This window comes from Zwartia lucis (assembly GCF_965234455.1).
GTDB lineage: Bacteria > Pseudomonadota > Gammaproteobacteria > Burkholderiales > Burkholderiaceae_B > Zwartia > Zwartia lucis.
In genome coordinates, this window is record NZ_OZ248472.1 from 788,972 (window position 1) to 806,837 (window position 17,866).

19 protein-coding genes are annotated in these 17,866 nt (G+C 49.1%); 10 read left to right on the plus strand and 9 right to left on the minus strand.

All coding sequences use genetic code 11. The features are described 5' to 3' along the window. Positions 1–3 precede the first annotated feature (3 nt). Positions 4–399: a CobW C-terminal domain-containing protein gene (locus AC8GE9_RS03790; RefSeq protein ID WP_506675780.1), complete on the minus strand. Its 396-nt coding sequence runs from the start codon at positions 397–399 to the stop codon at positions 4–6. 215 nt (positions 400–614) lie between these two features. On the opposite strand from AC8GE9_RS03790, the gene AC8GE9_RS03795 reads away from it, so the two are divergent. Genes AC8GE9_RS03795 through AC8GE9_RS03805 form a run of 3 tightly spaced genes read left to right on the plus strand, consistent with a single transcriptional unit; the run spans position 615 to position 3,620 of the window. Beyond that, positions 615–1,076, plus strand: a complete 462-nt coding sequence (locus AC8GE9_RS03795; RefSeq protein WP_506675781.1) for a tripartite tricarboxylate transporter TctB family protein — start codon at positions 615–617, stop codon at positions 1,074–1,076. Between the two features lie 12 nt (positions 1,077–1,088). Next, positions 1,089–2,603 carry a tripartite tricarboxylate transporter permease gene (locus tag AC8GE9_RS03800; protein WP_506675782.1) on the plus strand — a complete coding sequence of 505 codons (1,515 nt, stop codon included), beginning with the start codon at positions 1,089–1,091 and terminating at the stop codon, positions 2,601–2,603. 51 nt (positions 2,604–2,654) lie between these two features. Beyond that, positions 2,655–3,620 (plus strand): tripartite tricarboxylate transporter substrate binding protein, encoded by a 966-nt coding sequence (locus AC8GE9_RS03805; protein WP_506675783.1) that lies wholly within the window; start codon positions 2,655–2,657, stop codon positions 3,618–3,620. Between the two features lie 15 nt (positions 3,621–3,635). On the opposite strand, the gene AC8GE9_RS03810 is transcribed toward AC8GE9_RS03805, so the two are convergent. The 5 genes from AC8GE9_RS03810 to AC8GE9_RS03830 all read right to left on the minus strand — a co-directional run bounded on the left by AC8GE9_RS03810 (position 3,636) and on the right by AC8GE9_RS03830 (position 8,035). Beyond that, positions 3,636–4,493, minus strand: coding sequence for an isocitrate lyase/PEP mutase family protein (locus AC8GE9_RS03810; RefSeq protein WP_506675784.1), 858 nt, complete (start codon positions 4,491–4,493; stop codon positions 3,636–3,638). Positions 4,494–4,513: 20 nt separating this feature from the next. Then, positions 4,514–5,509 carry a Bug family tripartite tricarboxylate transporter substrate binding protein gene (locus AC8GE9_RS03815; RefSeq protein ID WP_506675785.1) on the minus strand — a complete coding sequence of 332 codons (996 nt, stop codon included), beginning with the start codon at positions 5,507–5,509 and terminating at the stop codon, positions 4,514–4,516. Between the two features lie 80 nt (positions 5,510–5,589). Beyond that, entirely contained in the window at positions 5,590–6,078 is a 489-nt protein-coding gene (locus tag AC8GE9_RS03820; protein WP_506675786.1) for a 3-isopropylmalate dehydratase small subunit, read from the minus strand. Next, the gene (locus AC8GE9_RS03825; protein WP_506675787.1) at positions 6,075–7,376 is read right to left on the minus strand and encodes an aconitase/3-isopropylmalate dehydratase large subunit family protein; all 1,302 of its coding nucleotides are present in this window, start codon (positions 7,374–7,376) and stop codon (positions 6,075–6,077) included. The genes AC8GE9_RS03820 and AC8GE9_RS03825 overlap by 4 nt, the downstream gene beginning before the upstream one ends. After that, a complete protein-coding gene (locus AC8GE9_RS03830; RefSeq protein WP_506675788.1) occupies positions 7,373–8,035 on the minus strand; it encodes a GntR family transcriptional regulator in 663 nt (220 codons plus the stop codon). Before AC8GE9_RS03830 ends, AC8GE9_RS03825 begins: the two co-directional genes overlap by 4 nt. A gap of 88 nt (positions 8,036–8,123) precedes the next feature. Here AC8GE9_RS03830 and AC8GE9_RS03835 point away from each other — a divergent pair, with 88 nt between their 5' ends. Continuing rightward, positions 8,124–8,996 carry an isocitrate lyase/PEP mutase family protein gene (locus tag AC8GE9_RS03835; protein ID WP_506675789.1) on the plus strand — a complete coding sequence of 291 codons (873 nt, stop codon included), beginning with the start codon at positions 8,124–8,126 and terminating at the stop codon, positions 8,994–8,996. 6 nt (positions 8,997–9,002) lie between these two features. Beyond that, positions 9,003–10,193 carry a DUF2130 domain-containing protein gene (locus AC8GE9_RS03840; protein WP_506675790.1) on the plus strand — a complete coding sequence of 397 codons (1,191 nt, stop codon included), beginning with the start codon at positions 9,003–9,005 and terminating at the stop codon, positions 10,191–10,193. Positions 10,194–10,206: 13 nt separating this feature from the next. On the opposite strand, the gene AC8GE9_RS03845 is transcribed toward AC8GE9_RS03840, so the two are convergent. The 3 genes from AC8GE9_RS03845 to AC8GE9_RS03855 all read right to left on the minus strand — a co-directional run bounded on the left by AC8GE9_RS03845 (position 10,207) and on the right by AC8GE9_RS03855 (position 13,056). Continuing rightward, complete coding sequence (locus tag AC8GE9_RS03845; protein WP_506675791.1) at positions 10,207–11,226, minus strand: Bug family tripartite tricarboxylate transporter substrate binding protein; 1,020 nt, start codon at positions 11,224–11,226, stop codon at positions 10,207–10,209. A 38-nt stretch (positions 11,227–11,264) separates the two neighbouring features. Continuing rightward, positions 11,265–12,017 carry a carboxymuconolactone decarboxylase family protein gene (locus tag AC8GE9_RS03850; RefSeq protein WP_506675792.1) on the minus strand — a complete coding sequence of 251 codons (753 nt, stop codon included), beginning with the start codon at positions 12,015–12,017 and terminating at the stop codon, positions 11,265–11,267. Positions 12,018–12,129: 112 nt separating this feature from the next. Then, positions 12,130–13,056: a LysR family transcriptional regulator gene (locus AC8GE9_RS03855; protein WP_506675793.1), complete on the minus strand. Its 927-nt coding sequence runs from the start codon at positions 13,054–13,056 to the stop codon at positions 12,130–12,132. 234 nt (positions 13,057–13,290) lie between these two features. On the opposite strand from AC8GE9_RS03855, the gene AC8GE9_RS03860 reads away from it, so the two are divergent. The 5 genes from AC8GE9_RS03860 (at position 13,291) to AC8GE9_RS03880 (ending at position 17,861) form a co-directional block, all read left to right on the plus strand. Further along, on the plus strand, positions 13,291–14,460 hold the full coding sequence (locus AC8GE9_RS03860; protein WP_506675794.1) for an ABC transporter substrate-binding protein: 1,170 nt from the start codon (positions 13,291–13,293) through the stop codon (positions 14,458–14,460). A 67-nt stretch (positions 14,461–14,527) separates the two neighbouring features. Next, a complete protein-coding gene (locus AC8GE9_RS03865; protein ID WP_506675795.1) occupies positions 14,528–15,394 on the plus strand; it encodes a branched-chain amino acid ABC transporter permease in 867 nt (288 codons plus the stop codon). Then, entirely contained in the window at positions 15,378–16,391 is a 1,014-nt protein-coding gene (locus AC8GE9_RS03870; protein WP_506675796.1) for a branched-chain amino acid ABC transporter permease, read from the plus strand. The genes AC8GE9_RS03865 and AC8GE9_RS03870 overlap by 17 nt, the downstream gene beginning before the upstream one ends. After that, entirely contained in the window at positions 16,388–17,167 is a 780-nt protein-coding gene (locus AC8GE9_RS03875; RefSeq protein WP_506675798.1) for an ABC transporter ATP-binding protein, read from the plus strand. Before AC8GE9_RS03870 ends, AC8GE9_RS03875 begins: the two co-directional genes overlap by 4 nt. Beyond that, complete coding sequence (locus AC8GE9_RS03880; RefSeq protein ID WP_506675799.1) at positions 17,148–17,861, plus strand: ABC transporter ATP-binding protein; 714 nt, start codon at positions 17,148–17,150, stop codon at positions 17,859–17,861. The genes AC8GE9_RS03875 and AC8GE9_RS03880 overlap by 20 nt, the downstream gene beginning before the upstream one ends. Positions 17,862–17,866 lie beyond the last annotated feature (5 nt).

Here is a 17,866-nt window from a genome sequence, read left to right on the forward strand (position 1 = left end):
TCGCTACAACTTCGCGCGAGCCGTTACAACGCATTTCGACAACCCCTCAATGAGGGTATCCTTGGGCAAGTCTCGGCCAATGAATACGACTTTCGTTTCACGAAGTTCGCAGGGTTTCCATGCCGATCCCTTTGATCTTCCCATCATCATATGCACACCTTGAAAAATCACACGGTGATCCATGTTTTTGATGTTGAGTATTCCTTTGTAGCGCATCAGTTGCGTACAATAAACTTGGACGACGCCATCCAAAAAATCTTCGATCAGGTCTAAAGCAAGCGGTTTGGTCTCGCGGAACGCAAAAGAGGTGACATCATCGTCGTGCTCATGATCGACATCGATCAAGAAGTCAGGCTCGATTTCAAGGATGGCATTTAAATTAAATCCACGGATATCCAAAAGGTTGTCAATCGTTGTCTGCCCATGCTGCGAAACGGCGACTTTGGCACGGAGATTTATTTGAGACAGCGATTTTATTCATAGGATTAATCACGCACTACTGTTTAACCCGATTGACAAAGGACAACCCTGACACCTACCATCAGTTAAAAAAAAGGGACATGACGTTCCAATAACAGACAAAAAAGAAGTCATGACAGTAGGGGGAGCGTCCTATGAATGCTGAAAGAGTCGTGAGCGTATTTTGGCTCATCGTAGGCGGTGCCGTGATGCACACGAGCTATGGTTACGGCTTGGGTAGTGGTGGTGAGCCAGGCTCAGGGTTTTTACCTATCATTGCCGGCGGCTTCATCTGTGCGATGTCGATCATCATTTACCTCCAGACCTATACCAACAAGGAAATGGCAAAGTCTCGATTTGCGGACCATTGGCGCGGTACGCATTGGTCGCGCACCATCATCCTTGTTCTGTTGACGCTTGCCTTCGTTTGGTTGATCGAAATACTGGGTTTTTTTGTGACGAGCATCTTGCTGTTGGTCATCATTATGAAATTTCTGGAAAAACTTGACTGGTTTAAATCGATTGTGATTCCTGTTATTACCGTCATATTGACATACCTGTTGTTCACGTCAATGTTGGATACCAACATGCCGCGCGGCATGCTCGGTCTTTGGTAAAGGGAATCAAACATGGATTTAGTTGACAACATTACTCTTGGTTTTTCGGTCGCGTTTCAGTGGCAAAACCTGTTCTTTTGTTTTGTAGGTGTGTTGATAGGCACGCTCATTGGCGTATTGCCGGGCTTGGGACCTGTCGGCGCAATGGCGATTTTATTGCCGATCACCTACGGCATTTCACCTGTGACCGCCATCGTGATGCTGGCAGGTATTTATTATGGTGCCCAGTATGGTGGCTCGACCACGTCAATTTTGGTCGGGATCCCAGGTGAGGCCTCGTCGGTGGTGACGGCGCTGGATGGGCACCAGATGGCACTGCAAGGTCGAGCGGGCCCTGCACTTGGTATTGCGGCATTTAGTTCTTTTATTGCAGGTACGTTGGCGATTGTGGGGCTGATGTTGATGGCCGGTCCGCTGGTCAAGTTCGCGCTCAAATTCGGTCCTGCTGAATATTTTTCTCTAATGGTCTTAGGTCTAATCATTTTGACTTATCTTGCTCAAAAGTCGATGATCAAGGCCTTACTGATGGCCTCGTTTGGTGTTGTTCTTGGTTTGATCGGTCTTGACAGCATTACTGGAATGCCACGTTTTACGGCTGACATGCCTGAGTTGCTCGATGGCATCGGTATCGCGCCACTCGCGATGGGTCTTTTTGGTGTATCGGAGATATTGCTCAATATCGAAAGGCAGATCAAACGCAGTGTGGTCGTCAAACGCGTTAAAAATTTACTGCCCAACTTGCAGGACTGGAAAGACTCCGCCGCGCCGATGGCAAGGGGAACCGCCATTGGCTATCTGGTTGGTATTCTCCCAGGCGGGGGCACAGTGCTGTCTTCTTTTCTTTCCTACGGTGTTGAAAAGCGTCTCTCCAAAGAGCCAGAAAAATTTGGTAAGGGTGCGATTGCAGGTGTCGCAGGACCTGAAGCCTCCAACAACGCGGCAGCGCAAGCGGGTTTCATACCGCTTTTGTCATTAGGTATTCCGGCGAGTGCCGTCATGGGCATTTTGCTTGGTGCCTTGATGATTCACGGGATTCAGCCTGGTCCGCTGTTGATGAGAAATGAACCGGAGTTGTTTTGGGGTGTGATTGCCAGCATGTACATCGGCAACATCATGCTGCTCATTCTGAATTTGCCAATGATCGGTCTCTGGGTTCGCCTGTTGATGGTGCCTTATAGCGTGCTGTTCCCGATTATTTTGTTCGTGGCCTTGACCGGCGCATTTGTGGTTAATGGCAGCATTCTTGATTTGTATCTGATGTTAGGCTTTGGTGTCCTAGGATACTTTATGCGCAAGTTCGATTATGAACCTGCTCCTTTGATTTTGGCCTTTGTCTTGGCGCCTATTCTTGAGATTTCACTTCGTCAATCATTGATTATTTCAGGAGGGGATGTCAGTATATTTTTTGTCAGACCGATTTCTTTGACGCTACTTGTGATTTCAGCACTGTTACTTTTATCCGCTCTAATCCCTTCGATTCGCTCCAAGCGGGAAAAGATCGTGGCGCAAGCCGAGGAAGATGTTTGACCTTTAAGACTCAATAGAAGTCCTTCGTTTATAAATACTAGGAGAGACAGTATGAAAGCAAAAATGATTTTGACAACACTCGCGATAGCCATGGGGTTGACTGCGACAGGCACGGCGATGGCTCAAAAATACCCGACTAAAACAATCACAATGTATGTGGCGTTTTCTGCTGGAGGTACGACTGACCTGACGGCTCGAGCCATTGCTCAGGGTATGGAGAAAATCCTCGGCGTCCCTGTGGCGATTGAAAATAAAGGTGGGGGTGGCGGTACGGTGTCTGGCGCGTTATTGGCAGCAGCCAAGCCCGATGGTTATACGCTCTTGGTCGCCTCCACGGGCCTGCTCAGTATGCGTCCAATGATGATGAAGGTGGCATTCAAGCCTTCGAGTTTTACGCCCCTGATCCAATACAGCGAGTATGTGGGTTCTCTTACGGTTCGCAAGGATGCACCCTATGACACGATTGAGAAGTTTGTCGAGCATGCCAAGAAAAATCCCGGCATGACTTATGCATCCTCTGGGGTCAATACGCAGCAACAAATTGGTGTTGAAACGGTGGCCAAGTGTAAAGGTCTTGCCTTTAAGCATGTCCCGCAAAAGGGTGGCTCGAACTCGAACACCCAATTGATGGGTGGTCATATCGACTTTATCGCGGGCTCTGGCTCACACCTGCCTTTTGTGGAGCAAGGAGAGTTTCGCGAGTTGCTCGTCCTGCATCGCGACACGCGTGACCCTACAAAGCCTAATGTGCCTATCATGAAGGATATCGGTTGCCCACCAAGCAACCCAGCGCTTGGCATGATTGTGGTGGCGCCTGCGGGCGTGCCAACTGAGGTCGCTAAAAAGCTTGAACAAACAATGACGACTGTTGTTCAACAAGCGTCATTTCAAGAGCTCCTCAAGCGCTTTAATCTTCCCTATGATTTTAAGGACAGCGCGCAGCTCAAGCAGGCTTTGGCAAAAGAGACCGAGTGGTACAAGCAATACCTGACAGAGAACAATCTATTGCTTAAGTAAGGCGTTTAAGTTGCACTATTCTTGATGTCGACGATCAAAATCCCAAACTGATTCAAAACCCATCAGTTTGGTGAGGTCTGCAAAGTCAGCGAGCTTGGCCTGCCCATTTTTTGATGATCCGTGCGATTTAAATTGTTGATAAACATCTGTCATGGCCTGCACGGACGCGAGTAAGGCCGTGACAGGGAAGATGGCAAGTTTGAACCCGAGTGACTCCAATTCTTCTTTTGAAAGAATTGGAGTTTTTCCTTTTTCGACCATGTTTGCCACTAATGGCAAATCAAATCTTTCTCCAATCATGCGCATTTCCTCGAGCGACTCTGGGGACTCAACAAAGAGCATGTCAGCGCCGGCATTTGCATAAGCGTCAGCGCGTCGCAGTGCTTCATCGAGTCCTAGTGTCGTGCGTGCATCTGTGCGCGCGATGATGAGGAAGTCTTTACTATGGCGAGCTTCGGTAGCAACTTTGATTTTTTGCGCCATATCCTTCATTGCAATGACGCGTCTACCCGGCGTGTGACCACATTTTTTTGGAAACTCTTGGTCTTCAAGTTGAATGGCCGCTGCGCCCGCTGACTCATATCCCCTAACTGTATGGTGGACGTTTAATAAACCACCATAACCCGTATCACCATCGGCAATCAGAGGCCTTGTCGCCATGTTGGCCATGGTAGCCACCCTATTTTGCATGTCTGTGTAGGTGGCAAGACCTGCATCGGGCAAGCCAAGATAGGACGCCACCGTGCCAAAGCCAGTCATGTAGAGCGCATCAAAACCAAATTGGTCGGCAAGTCTCAGAGACACCATCTCATACACGCCAGGAGCGGTGATCAGTCCGGGCTGTGCAAGACGTTCGCGTAGTGAGTGTTTCATGATGGTCTTATCCGATTGATTTAGTTTGCTTTGATGCCAGCATCTTTGATGACTTTTCCATAGCGCTCGTAATCAGCTTTGACCTCAGCTGCAAACTTTTCTGGTGTCCAAGGTGTTGGAGTGATACCCATTGTTTCAAGTCTGGCAATAACGTCAGGTGTGTTCAGTACAGCATTGAGTTCTTTATTAAGATAGGTCACAACCGCTTTTGGTGTCTTGGCAGGCGCAAACATGGCAACCCATCCGCTTACGACAAAATCAGGTACGCCGCTTTCAATGAATGTAGGGACGTCCGGTAGTGAAGGCGCACGCTTTTCGCTCGAAACCGCAACAGCTTTGATGCGACCTGATTGGATGTGAGGATAGGCGCCTGCCACTGCAGTAAAGACGAGTGGAATATTGCCTCCTTGAACGTCAATCATGGCCTGACCACCGCCCTTATAAGGCACATGGACAAGTTTGGCGCCCGTCTTTTGATTGAGGAGTTCGATACCTACATGCTGTGGACTGCCAATGCCGGAAGAGCCAAAGGTCACGGTTTTACCAGGTTGCTTAGAGAGTGCGATGATCTCTTTGAGCGTCTGAGCTTCAAACTTTGGATAGGAAACGAGGATCAGCACCGTTTCACCGATTTTTCCGATAGGCGTGAAGTCCTTGATTGGATCAAAGGGCATGCTCGCGGCGATATGGGGGTTGACCACCATCGTGCCATCAAAACCGTATACCAGTGTGTAGCCGTCTGGTTCAGAGTTTGCGACGAGTGCTGAACCAATATTGCCAGTCGCGCCTGGTTTATTTTCAACGATGACCTGTTGTCCGATGCGCTTGGATAATTGCTCGGCGATGAGTCTACCGCTGGTGTCAGTCACCCCACCAGGTGTAAACGGTACGATGAGTCGAATAGGTTTGTTGGGAAAGTTGCCTTGAGCGTTCGCTGGACTTCCGGCGACGAGTATCGTCAATCCCAACGCAAGTGATAAGTTTTTTACGGTTTTCATGATGAGGGTGTTCAGCATTTAAGTCTCCTAGTGGTTGTCGCATTCATTGCGAACTTTTAAAAATATGCTGCGATGAAAATGATGAAATGTGTTGCAACTTATTGCATCGTTTTACGGCTAATGTAAGGCACTAAGCCACCCGCCTTGAGGATTTCATGAATGATTGCGGGAAAGGGGCGAGCTTGAAATGATGTTGAATGATGAATGAATGTGCCTGCTTCAGTATCAACGTCGATGGTGTCGCCCATCTTGACGTGATCCACAAGTTCGGGACATTCGAATACAGGTAATCCAATATTAATGGCATTTCGATAGAAAATTCTAGCAAAGCTCGCCGCAATCACGCAGGAGATCCCAGAGGCTTTGATGGCGATGGGTGCATGTTCGCGAGAGGAGCCTGTACCGAAATTTTTACCGGCAATCACCACATCGTCAATTTGTACGCGAGAGGTGAACTCGGGATCGATGCCTTCGAGACAATGTGGTTTTAGATCTTCAGCTTTATAAAGGTTGAGATATTGGCCAGGCAAAATCAAATCTGTGTTGATGTCGTGGCCATAGCGATGCACTGATACGGATTTTTTCATATCTGTGGCTCCAGCAGGAGGCGCGCAGGATCACAAATCTCTCCTTTTACGGCCGCTGCTGCGGCGACCCAGGCGTTGGCTAAAAAGACTTGCGAATCAACATGTCCCATTCTGCCGCGAAAATTTCGATTGGTGGTGGCAACGGCGGTCTCGCCTGCAGCCAAGATTCCCATATGTCCTCCAAAACAGGCGCCGCAGGTTGGCATTGAAACAAACGCACCTGCTCTGGCAAAGATGTCGAGCAATCCTTCTTGACTGGCTTGTCGATAGATCTTGTTGGTGGCAGGAACAATCACCAGCCTGACCTCTGCTTTGACATCGTGGTTGCGCAAGATGCTTGCAGCTTGTCTGAGATCGGTCATCGTACCGTTTGAGCAGTTGCCGATATAGACTTGGTCCACTTTTGTGCCAAGTAATTCCGTGAGTGATTTGCAATTGTCGGGAGAGGGAGGCGCTGCGAGGACAGGTTGCAATGTATCGAGTGCGATATGGATCACGCTTTGATATTTCGCATCAGGATCTGGGTAAACCGGTGCATGCTGTTGCCATCCCGAACGTTCGATATAGTCTTTAACTTGTTCATCAAACTCAAAAACACATGTCTCCGCGCCTGCTTCAACCGTCATATTTGCGATGGCAAAGCGTTCGTCAATATTGAGATTGCTCAGGCCAGACCCGCCGAACTCAAGGGCAGTGTTGAGCGCGCCATCGCAGCCAATTAGTCCGATGATTGACAGAATGATGTCTTTGCCCGTCACATAAGGTTTAGGTTTTCCGGTAAGTTCAATCCTGATTGAGGGAGGAATCTTGACCCACAGCTCTCCAGTGGCTAAGACTGCCGCGAGATCCGTGGAGCCAAAACCCATGCCTGAGGCATTTAAGGCCCCAGCTGTGCAGGTATGAGAGTCTGCTCCAAATACAAGTCCTCCTGGTCCGATTAAGCCAATCTCTGGCAGCAGAGCATGTTCGATACCACCACGCCCAGAGTCATACAGGTGCTTGATACCCATTTCACGGGAGAGCGTTTTCAGCATGCTCACAGAGTTTGCGCTAGTCACGTCTTTAGGAGGATAAAAGTGATCCGTCACGATGACGACTTGATCAGGGTGGGCAATTTTTTTAACGCCCATCAGCTTGAGCTGCGCTGCAGTGATTGTGCCACTCGTATCATTTAAAAGAACGACGTCTGGCAAGATGACGGCGATATCGCCTGAGCGCATATTTTTTTCCTGACTATGCGCGGCGTAAATTTTTTCCGTCATCGTCATAGGTGCAGCGGACTGTGTTGAGAGACTCATAGGGATCCGAGAATGAGTTGCAAGGAATGCATTAGGTGCTTTTTCATCGCGCCATAGGCCGCCTCTGGTGAAGATGCAAGGATGGCCGTTGCGATCTCTTCGTGTTCGCTCAGTGCATTTTTGATGATTTGTTCTTTGCTCATGACTTGTCTAAGTTGCAGCATAAAAACAGGAAGTTGGTATTTGTCGATGAGCTTGCCGAGTTCATCGTTTTCGGAGATGGTGACAATCGCCTGGTGAAAATTTCGGTTGTCGATTACGAATTCAGAAAAAATGGGATTGTGTTGATGTCTGCGTCCTCTTTCGAGCACATCAATGAACAGTGTTCGATTGTCTTTGAGGCCAATCTTTTCTGCTGCCATTCTGGCTGCGAAGCCTTCGAGGGCGATTCGGATCTCAAACAGTTTGTAGACTTCGGTGACATTGAGCTTGCGCACAATCGCACCTTTGTTAGGGTTGAGATTGATGAGTCGCTCGGCATCAAGCTGACGAAAGGCCTCCCTTAAGGAGCCCCGACTGACGCCAAGTTCTTCGAGCAGATCGTTTGCGATCAGCCTCTGTCCGGGGGCAAGGCGACCATCAAGGATTTGTTCCTTGAGGGTTGAGACCACGCGACTGATCGTTTTGCCTGTACGGATGAGGGGAGTGGGAGCGGTCATTCAACGGATGGATCGTATCAATATTTGAACATTAATATACAACATAAGTGTTGTACACTTTTTAAAAATTCATAAAGGAATCAACAAAATGTCAGCGCGTTCTCTCCGTAACAGACTGTCTCAACCCAATATTTTGGTGGTTCCAGGGGGCGGTTCCCCGCTGGAGCTCAGGTTGATCGAAATGCAAGGCTTCGAGGCTGGCTATGTGAGTGGTTATGCCACAGCGGCCTCTCGTTATGCAGAGCCGGATATTGGCTTGATTGCCTATGCAGATGTAGAAGATGCAGTTCTATCGATGCGGCGCGTCACACGCATACCGCTTATTGTGGATTGCGATACGGGATATGGCGATGTGGCTAACGTAGTGCGCACTGTCCGCGGCATGGAGCGATTAGGCGTGGCTGCAATACAGATCGAGGATCAGGCATGGCCAAAGAAGTGTGGTCATATGGATAACAAGATTGTCGAGCCACGAGATATTGCGATTAGAAAGGTCAAAGCTGCGGTTCAGGCACGTGAAAATAGCGACACACTCATCGTGGCGCGCACGGACGCCCGAGGTCCAATGGGTATGCCAGAGGCGCTGGATCGTTGTCAGGCTTTCAAGGATGCGGGCGCGGATGTATTGTTTGTGGATGGTCCTCAGTCGACGCAGGAGCTTGAGTTGATTGGCCGTACTCTGCCTGGCCCGTTGATTGCCAATATGTCCGAGACGGGTTTGACACCACTACACTCAGCGGCTGAGCTCGAGCAAATGGGTTATGCGATTGCGCTATTTCCGAGCAGTACAGTGCGTTTGACGATTGGCGTACTCGGCGCATTTCTGAAAGACTTGCAGGAAAAGGGTGACTCGAGGGACTGGGTTAAGCAAATGGCCTCTCTCGAACAAACGAATACATTACTTGGTCTCTCTGATATTCGTTCATTTGAGCAGCAGTTGTTGACATCAATCAAAGGCTAGGCTTTCATGCGTGAAATTATCTGCCCCCATTGCAGTAAAGCGTTCAAAATCGATGAGGCGGGATACGCCGACATCCTCAAACAAGTGCGCGATGGCGAGTTTGAGCAGCAGTTGCACGATCGGTTGGAGCTGGCGGAGCAGGAGAAACGTAATGCTGTCGCACTCGCTGAGGCCAAGCTTGCCAATTCCTCGCAGCTGGCAGCTGCGGCCAAGGATGCGGAGATTCAGGCCCTGAAATCAAAGCTTGAGGCCGGTGGGATGGCGCAGCAGCTTGCGATCGCTCAGGCGCTCGCAAGTGTTGAAAAAGAGCGCGATGCACTCAAGAATGGTCTGGAGCGCTCGCAGCTTGAGAAAGCGCTTGCGGAAAAATCTCTCAAAGATAAATACGAAACACAACTCAAGGATCGCGACGATGCGATCGAGCGCCTGCGCGACATGAAGGCGCGCTTGTCGACAAAAATGGTAGGTGAGACCCTGGAACAGCATTGCGAGACGGAATTCAACCGGATTCGTGCCACGGCATTTCCCAGGGCGTATTTTGAGAAAGACAACGACGCTCGCTCCGGTAGCAAGGGCGACTTTATTTTTCGTGATGCAGATGAAGCGGGCACTGAGATTGTGTCCATCATGTTTGAAATGAAAAACGAAAGCGACTTGACAGCGACCAAGAGTAAAAATGAGGATTTCCTCAGGGAGCTCGATAAGGATCGCAGTGAAAAGGGTTGTGAGTATGCGGTGATGGTGTCTTTACTCGAGCCTGACAATGAGTTTTACAACACGGGGATCGTAGATATGTTTCATCGCTACCCCAAAATGTATATCGTGCGCCCTCAGTTTTTTATTCCTATCATCACGCTGCTGCGCAACGCAGCGATGAATTCGATGAAATACAAGACCGAACTGGCTCTGGTCAAGGCTCAAAGCGTCGATATTACGAACTTTGAAAACGAACTCGAGACGTTTAAGAGCGCGTTTGCAAGAAACTATGATCTGGCGTCGCAGCGATTTCAAAAGGCGATCGACGAAATTGATAAATCGATCGATCACCTGCAAAAGACCAAGGAGGCTTTGCTCAGTACAGATCGTAATCTGCGCCTCGCGAACGACAAGGCGCAGGATGTGACGATAAAAAAGCTCACGCGAGGCAACCCGACGATGGCGGCGAAGTTTGCGGAGTTAAAGGAGGAGGGAAAATGAAGTGGGGGGTAAATTAATTTGCTTTTAAACCCGCCACATCAACAACGCGCTTCCATTTTTGAGTTTCTTCGGTCATAAACTTTACAAAATCAGCCGTGCTGGTTTTGTCAGCTTCGAGTCCACTTTGTGCAAGCTGGTTTTGAAAGTTCTGATCAGAGGAAAGTTTACTGATCGCGTTGCTTAATTTCGTGACGATTGGATTCGGTGTGCCAGCAGGCGCTAGAACAGCGAACCAAGTCCCGGCATAGTATGAGGGCAGTCCGGCTTCGGAAAAGGTCGGTACGTTCGGCAAAGCCTTGGAGCGTTGTTCTCCCGCAATAGCGATCGCGCGGATTTTGCTGCCCTCCACTAATGGTCTTGAGCTAGGAACGCTATCGAAGATGACTTCGATTTGTCCGCCCATGAGATCGTTAAGCGCGTTGGCGCCTCCTTTGTAGGGGATATGTTCTAGATTGACTGCAGCGGTGAGTTTGAAAAGCTCACCTGCTAAATGACCTGAGGAACCCGTTCCTGCCGAGCCATATCGAACGGCGCCGGGTTTGGCTTTGGCATACGTGATCAGTTCAGTCACGGTTTTAGGTTCGAATTTGGGGTTGGTGACGAGCAAGACTGGCGCAGTCGCCACCATCTTGATAGGTGTGAGATCCTTCAAGGGATCGTAACTCATGTTTGGATAAATGCTTGGATTGCTCGTGAGACCTGGAAATCCAGCCAACAATGTATAGCCGTCTGGTTTGGCTTTGGCGACATAATTGGCACCGATATTTCCATTTGCGCCTGCACGATTTTCAACGACGACTGCTACACCAAGAATTTCGCTTAGACCGACACCAAATTTTCTCATGACGACGTCAGCGGCACCTCCTGCACTAAAAGCGACAACTAACGTGATTGGACGGTCGGGATACGCGGCCTGTGCGCTGGTTACAGTTGCAGCAGGGGCGGCGTAGACACCCGCACTGAGGGCGCCGAGTACGCATGCATAGCTGAACTTAAGGATAGCGCGTCTGAGGTGGTTCTGTGATGCGTTCATTTTGATTTTTACCTTAACAATTGATCAAAAAAATGAGATTATTCAGTCCAGCCTTCTGCTTTGAGTTCTAAGTAAATCTTGTGTGCAACGACAAAACTGGCTTCGGCGTTATAGAGTCCGCCATAAATGCCTGAGAGAAAGAAAATCTCTGCAATTCTTTTTTTAGTGACGCCACCCAGTAGTGCGCTTCTAGTGTGACGACCGATCGCGCCATGCTGAGCGGTCGCCGAGGCGATTGCCAGGCAAATCTGGCTGCGCAAAGGTGCTGAAAAATGGGGGCGAGCCCAAACATTGCCAAAACAAAACTCGTGCGTCAGGTCATTAAAGATGTTTTCAAAGGCATCACATTTTTCTAGAGCGATATCGATAGACTCTGCGCCGAACAGACGTCGGCGTATTGCGAGTCCATCATCAATCCGTTCGCTACAGCTTGCGGCGGCGGGCTGAAAGTTGTCAACGTTTTTTTGTGTATCGGTAAGCTTGCCTTCGGCTTCGAGCTCTTTAAACGTTTGTGCGGCAATTTTGAATGAAGCCAGAGACGGATATACACCGCTATAGCAATAGAGTTGCACTAGCATCTCTGCAACGTCTGTGCGACCCAAGCCGGCCTCCACACATTTCACGACATGCTTGGCGACAAAATCTAATTGCAAGTTAGCTGAAACCATCGCTAGCGTTAACAATGCTTTTGTAGGAGGATCCATTTCAAGGTTTTTTTCATTAACCTTCGAATGAAAGACTTGCTCAAGATTGTTGGACTCAACTAAAAAATAATCCTCATCCTGCTTCATGGAGATGCTCGCTTTGGTTGTGAGACCGTAATTAATGCTGCAGAAAATGTATTTCTTTGCCGAGCGTAGAGCCCGCCGTGCATCTTCGCCAGAAGAAAAAGCCAACTGCGCCTTAACTTTTAGTTAATACGGTGGCGTTCCATTTTCCTTCACGTACTATTTTTCTAACGACATCAATGAGCACCGTTTTAGCCACACTCGCGGTCGGCGACATTTCCTTTTCGGGTAGAGTCACAAGGAAGTTTTGTAGGTGGGCTTGTGGATCAATCAGCTGGGTCACGTTCAATCCTATCGAAAGCGCGCGCGTGGTGACCGCACTTTGTTGGATGGAAATACCATGCCCGGAGCGGACCAGTTCGAGGAGGAACGACAGTGAGTCGACTTCAGTGATCACCGAGGGCGACAGGCCAATTTGCGCAAAGCGCGTCTCTAACACGCGTCGGAATCCATGACGTCTGCTAGGCAAGATCAAGGGAAGGTCAACGACTTGTTGAAAGCTCAAACCGTCTGGTGGTGCACTGATTTCAAAGTAAGGAGAGTAGAGTGCAAAGAGCCCTTCGGAGAGGAGTGGTGTGATTTCCCAAGAGTAAGCGGACTCGATTTCGAACAAGACGGCGAGATCGAGTTGCCTCAAGTTGAGCATATTGGAGAGATAGCCAGAGAAGGACTCTACGATGTGTACCTCTACCTCTGGGTATTTAGATTTCATTGCCTCAAAAAAGGGCATGGCAAGTGCCGAGATCGTTGCAGGTGTTAACCCTATGCTGACACGACCTGTGATTTGCATTCTTTGTGCGATGCTGACGGCATCGTCCGCGTGGCGCAAGACGAGTTGTGCACTGCGATAAAAGACCGAGCCAGCCTCGGTGAGTTTGGTGCCAGAGGAGCTTCTGTGCAACAAGGTGACACCCAGCTCACGCTCTAATTTAGTGATCTGCTGACTTAGGGCGGCAGTGGCGATATCAAGCTCGATTGCGGCTTTACCCATGCTGCCTAAATCAACAATTCGCAAAAAGTAGCGTAGTTGTCTTAGTTCCAAGTTGAACTCCTTTTGTACCCCTACTATAGAGGTCATCGGCGCTGCTCTGCAATGCTTTCTTGTGTCGGCGTGCGATTCCAAATAGTGGTCAAGTCAAAAAATTCGTTGACGCATAATTTTTGTTGGACTAAGTTGAAGTGGTCGTAAGTTGTAGGATGGTCTGCTTGAAATCAGTCCAATCTGCTTGAGTCAATGAAACTAAGTTCCTTTACATTGCTTTAGGAGTACTTTGAAATGCTCAATAAACTGAAAGTCCTCGCCTGTGTGGCAGCTCTCGCGCTGAGTTCGGGGGTCAGCGCACAACAAGAATTAAAGATTGGCGGTATTGGCTCTCTCTCAGGCGGTGGTACAGCTTGGGGTATCGCTCTGCAGCGCGGCGTGCAAATGGCAGTTGACGAGGTCAATGCTGCGGGTGGTCTCAAAATCGGAGACAAGACTTATAAACCCAGGCTGGTGATGTTTGACGATCAGTACACTGCGGCAGGTGGACGCTTAGCAGCCGATCGACTGATTAATAATGAAAAAATTAATTTCATTATTGGGCCGATTGGTTCGCCTTCGGTGTTGGGCGCGGTTGCTGTGACAACGCCTGCAAAAGTGCTGTTGTTATCAAATGGTTTTGCGCCATCTATCCTTAAAAATGAGGCCAAGTCTCCCTATAACTTCCGTGCCATGAACAGTACGGTTGAATTTGGGCCTGCGATGGTCAAGTGGTATCGCGATAATTTTCCTAATACAAAAAAGGTGGCTTTGATTGCGCCTAACGATGCTGTCGGTCAGGCGGTCGTGCCTCAGCTTGAGCAGTATTATCGCGACAATGGTTTTGAGGTCTGGAAAGAGTTGTATGACCGAGGTTCAAAAGAATTTACGCCTTTGCTGACACGCATGATGGCTCAAGGCGTCGATTTACTTGACCTGAACAGTAATGCTCCAGGAGAAGCTGGCTTGATCCTCAAGCAAGCGAAACAGGCTGGCTTTAAGGGCAAAATCTGGCAGGTTGGCGGTCCTTCAGTCGATGAGATTATGACGATTGGTGGTCCGTTAGCTGAGGGCTTTATTTCTCTGAACGTGTTCGACTTCAATACGCCAGAGGCTAAAAAGTTTGTCTCGACCTATCGTTCCAAGTATGGCGACGGTGTGATCAACGCTCAGGCGCCCGGTTGGTACAACGCTGCATTGAATCTGTTTGAAGCGATGCGCCGTGCAGGCTCCCTTGATGTCGATCAGGTTCGCGACGCGCTCAAGAAGCTTGATGGTTACGATGCGGGTCTATTTGGCCCAGTCAAGTGGGGCGGTATGGGCGACTATGGGGTCGATCATCAGCTACTGCTGCGTTTCTGGATCGTTGAAGTCAAAGACGGAAAGATCGTGACTCGGGCTGCGATCTCCCCAGAAAAACGATAAGACTGGAAGTCGGGTTAGTCGAGATCTTCGGCTAACCCACTGTGTGTTTTGTCTGGTAAGGATAGATATGTTTACATTGCCAATACTGAGCCAAGTGGTCGTCAATGGCCTGAGTCTGTCCGCAATCTATGTCTTAGTTGCACTCGGTTTCACCCTTTTGTTTGGCATCATGCGCGTCGTGAATTTTGCCCATGGGGCGTTTGCGATGCTGGGTGGCTATGCGCTTTTTTACGCCTACGGCTCTTTCAAGCTCCCCTATGCCGTTGCGGTCTTTGGCTCAGCCTTGACAGTGGCTTGTTTTGGCTTGATTTTCGAAGTGTTAGTCTATCGCTGGTTTTACCAGAAAATGTTCCAAAGCATGATCGGACTGATGGGTCTGAACATGGCGATTGTCTTTACGAGCGTCATGATCTGGGATGTGAATGAACGTACCATTCCAGCCGCTGCGGCCGGCATTTTGAGTATCGGTGGTCTGACGATTCCGACTGATCGCCTCGTCATTATGGGCATCACGATCGTTGTATTGGCGGTATTTTGGTTTTTTGTCACAAAAACAAGGCACGGCTTAGCGATGCGAGCGGCTTCCCAGGATGTCGATATCGCCGCCGCGCAAGGCATCAATACGACCTTTATCTATCGCCTTGCCTTTTTCGTAGCGATTTTTATGACTGCACTGGCGGGTGGGCTCTACGCCCAAACATACGCGCTCTCTCCCTTTGTCGGCGAGCGTCCGCTGATGGTAGCTTTCATCGTCGTCATTCTTGGCGGAATGGGCAGCATACCCGGTGCGGCCTTAGGTGGTGTGCTACTTGGTATGGGTGAAAGCTTTTTATCGACCTTTTATGGCGCTGCTGTTTCTTCGTTTGTTTCCTTCGGCGTAGTGGTCGCCTTACTGATCTTTAGACCGTGGGGGCTCCTTGGCAAACCTGAATAACGTATCGCGCAGCGATAGTGAAAAAAAATCCAAGGGCTTGATATTTGGATTGTCTGGATTTGCTTGTATATGCGCTGCATTCGCGATTCTGATTTTACTGATCTGGCCTCTGATTTTCGAAAACAAGTTTTACATCACAATCGGTACGATGGTAGTGTTGTCGGCGATCGGTGCTACGAGTCTGAATTTGATCATCAGAACAGGACATGTTTCTTTAGCGCATGCTGCCTTTATGGGGGTGGCCGCTTATACCTGCGTACTCCTGCAGATGCGTCTGGGTGTGCCTTTTGGTCTCGCACTGGTGGCAGGGTGTTTAGCCTCTGGACTATTGGCCCTGATACTGGGACCGATCGTGTTGCGACTCACTGGTAAATATTTTGTACTGGTCACCTTTTTGGTCGGTGAAATTATTCGTATGGTTTTTGTGGAGTGGCAGAGTTTGACCGGTGGTGCCAATGGTATTCAAAATATACCGCCCGGACTGGAGATCATGAAGACTCCGACCGGATTCTATTATTTTGCTCTTGGGGCTGCAGTGATTTGTGTGGGGATCACTTGGCGGATCCTGGCCTCTGAAATTGGCCGTGCCATGGACTCTGTCCGAGAGGCTGAAAAACTTGCTGAGTGTTCAGGTATTCCCGTCATCAAGCTCAAGATCACGATCTTTGTGATTGCTTGCACGCTTGTCGGCGTATATGGAATTTTGCAAACGTATTTACTTCAGTTTATAGACCCCTCAGCATTCAACATGGAGGCCTCCCTCAATTTAGTGGTGATGAACGTGTTGGGCGGTATGTATTACTTGCTTGGCCCTGTTCTGGGCAGTACGTTTTTGGCGGCTTTGCCTGAATTGCTCAGGGGCTACGTGGATCTACAGCGTGTGATTTTTGGCGTGATTTTGATCGTCGTGATGGCGGCTTTGCCAGGCGGAATTATTGGGTTGATGGAGGCGTTGCGTCGACTGGTACAAAAACTCACGTCAGGTAAATCATCATGAGTCATCTTTTGCAAGTCAAGAAGTTATGCAAACAGTTTGGTGGTTTGCATGCTGTGCGCAATTTGGATTTTGAAGTGACCGAGGGTGAGATCCTGGGCCTGATCGGACCGAATGGTGCCGGCAAGACTACTGTGGTGAATCTTGTGACAGGCATGATTATGCCGACTTCGGGTGAAGTAATTTTTGATGGTCAAGACATCACTACGATCGCGCCCCACAAGCGTGCCGCATTAGGGTTGGTTCGAACTTTTCAGTCCACAACGGTTTACGGCAATCAGACTGTCCGGGAGAACGCTTTGCGAGGGGCATTCCTGCACCGCTATCCCGGTATGTTGGCGTCATTTTTCTCGACCAGTCATGCGCGTGCTTTGCAAAAGCAGACCACTGAGAGAGTGGAGCGCTTGATGGCGTGGCTCGGTTTGGAGCTGTTCGCAGATACGAATGCAAGCGAGATGCCTTATGGGCATCAAAAAACCTTAGGTATTGTTATTGCACTGGCTGCTGAACCAAAAATGATTTTGCTCGATGAACCCGTAGCAGGTTTGAGCGCTGAGGAAACTGATCATGTCAGAGATACGATCAAACGTGTCCGGGAACAAGGTATTTCAGTTGTCGTCATTGATCATAATATGCGTTTTATATCTGGTCTCTGTGATCGTTTGGTGGTCACCTCTCAGGGAGAGAAGATTGCTCAAGGCTCGCCAAGTGAAGTCTTGAAAGATGAACGCGTCATTGAAGCTTATCTGGGGAAAAGCCATGCCACTGCTGCAGGTTGATAACCTTAATGTGCGTTACGGAAGTATTCAGGGCACGAATGGTATTTCGTTCGAGGTGCGCGAAGGCGAGACAGTCGCGTTAATCGGATCGAATGGCGCCGGTAAAAGTAGTACGCTCAAAGCCATTTTGGGGATGGCTTCATATCCGACAGGTTCGATTTCCTACAACGGACAACCGTTAAAGGGGTTGAAGCCGCACGAGGTTTTGCGTTTGGGTGTTGGGTACTCGCCGGAAGGACGTCGAGTATTTCCGGCACTTTCTGTGTCGGATAACTTGCGTGTTGGAGCCTATACCAGAACCAGTCAAGAGTTTGATCAACGCAGCGAGCAAATCTATCGTTATTTTCCTAGATTAAAGGAACGTTTCAAACAAGATGCGGGAAGTTTAAGCGGAGGTGAACAGCAAATGCTTGCGATTGGTCGTGCCTTGATGTCTTTTCCAAAGCTCTTTTTATTGGATGAGCCCTCGCTTGGTCTTGCGCCCATCATCGTCGAGCGGATTGGTGAAATATTAAAAGAGGTACAAGATAAAGAAAAAATTTCAGTGATTCTATCTGAGCAAAACGCGATCTGGGCGCTTGGACTGGCCTCTCGAGCCGTTATTCTCGAGCTTGGTCGTGTGGTTGCTGAGGGGGATGCTGCAGAGTTGCGGCAAAGCCCAAAAATTCGTAATGCTTATCTTGGGCTTGATTAAATCTC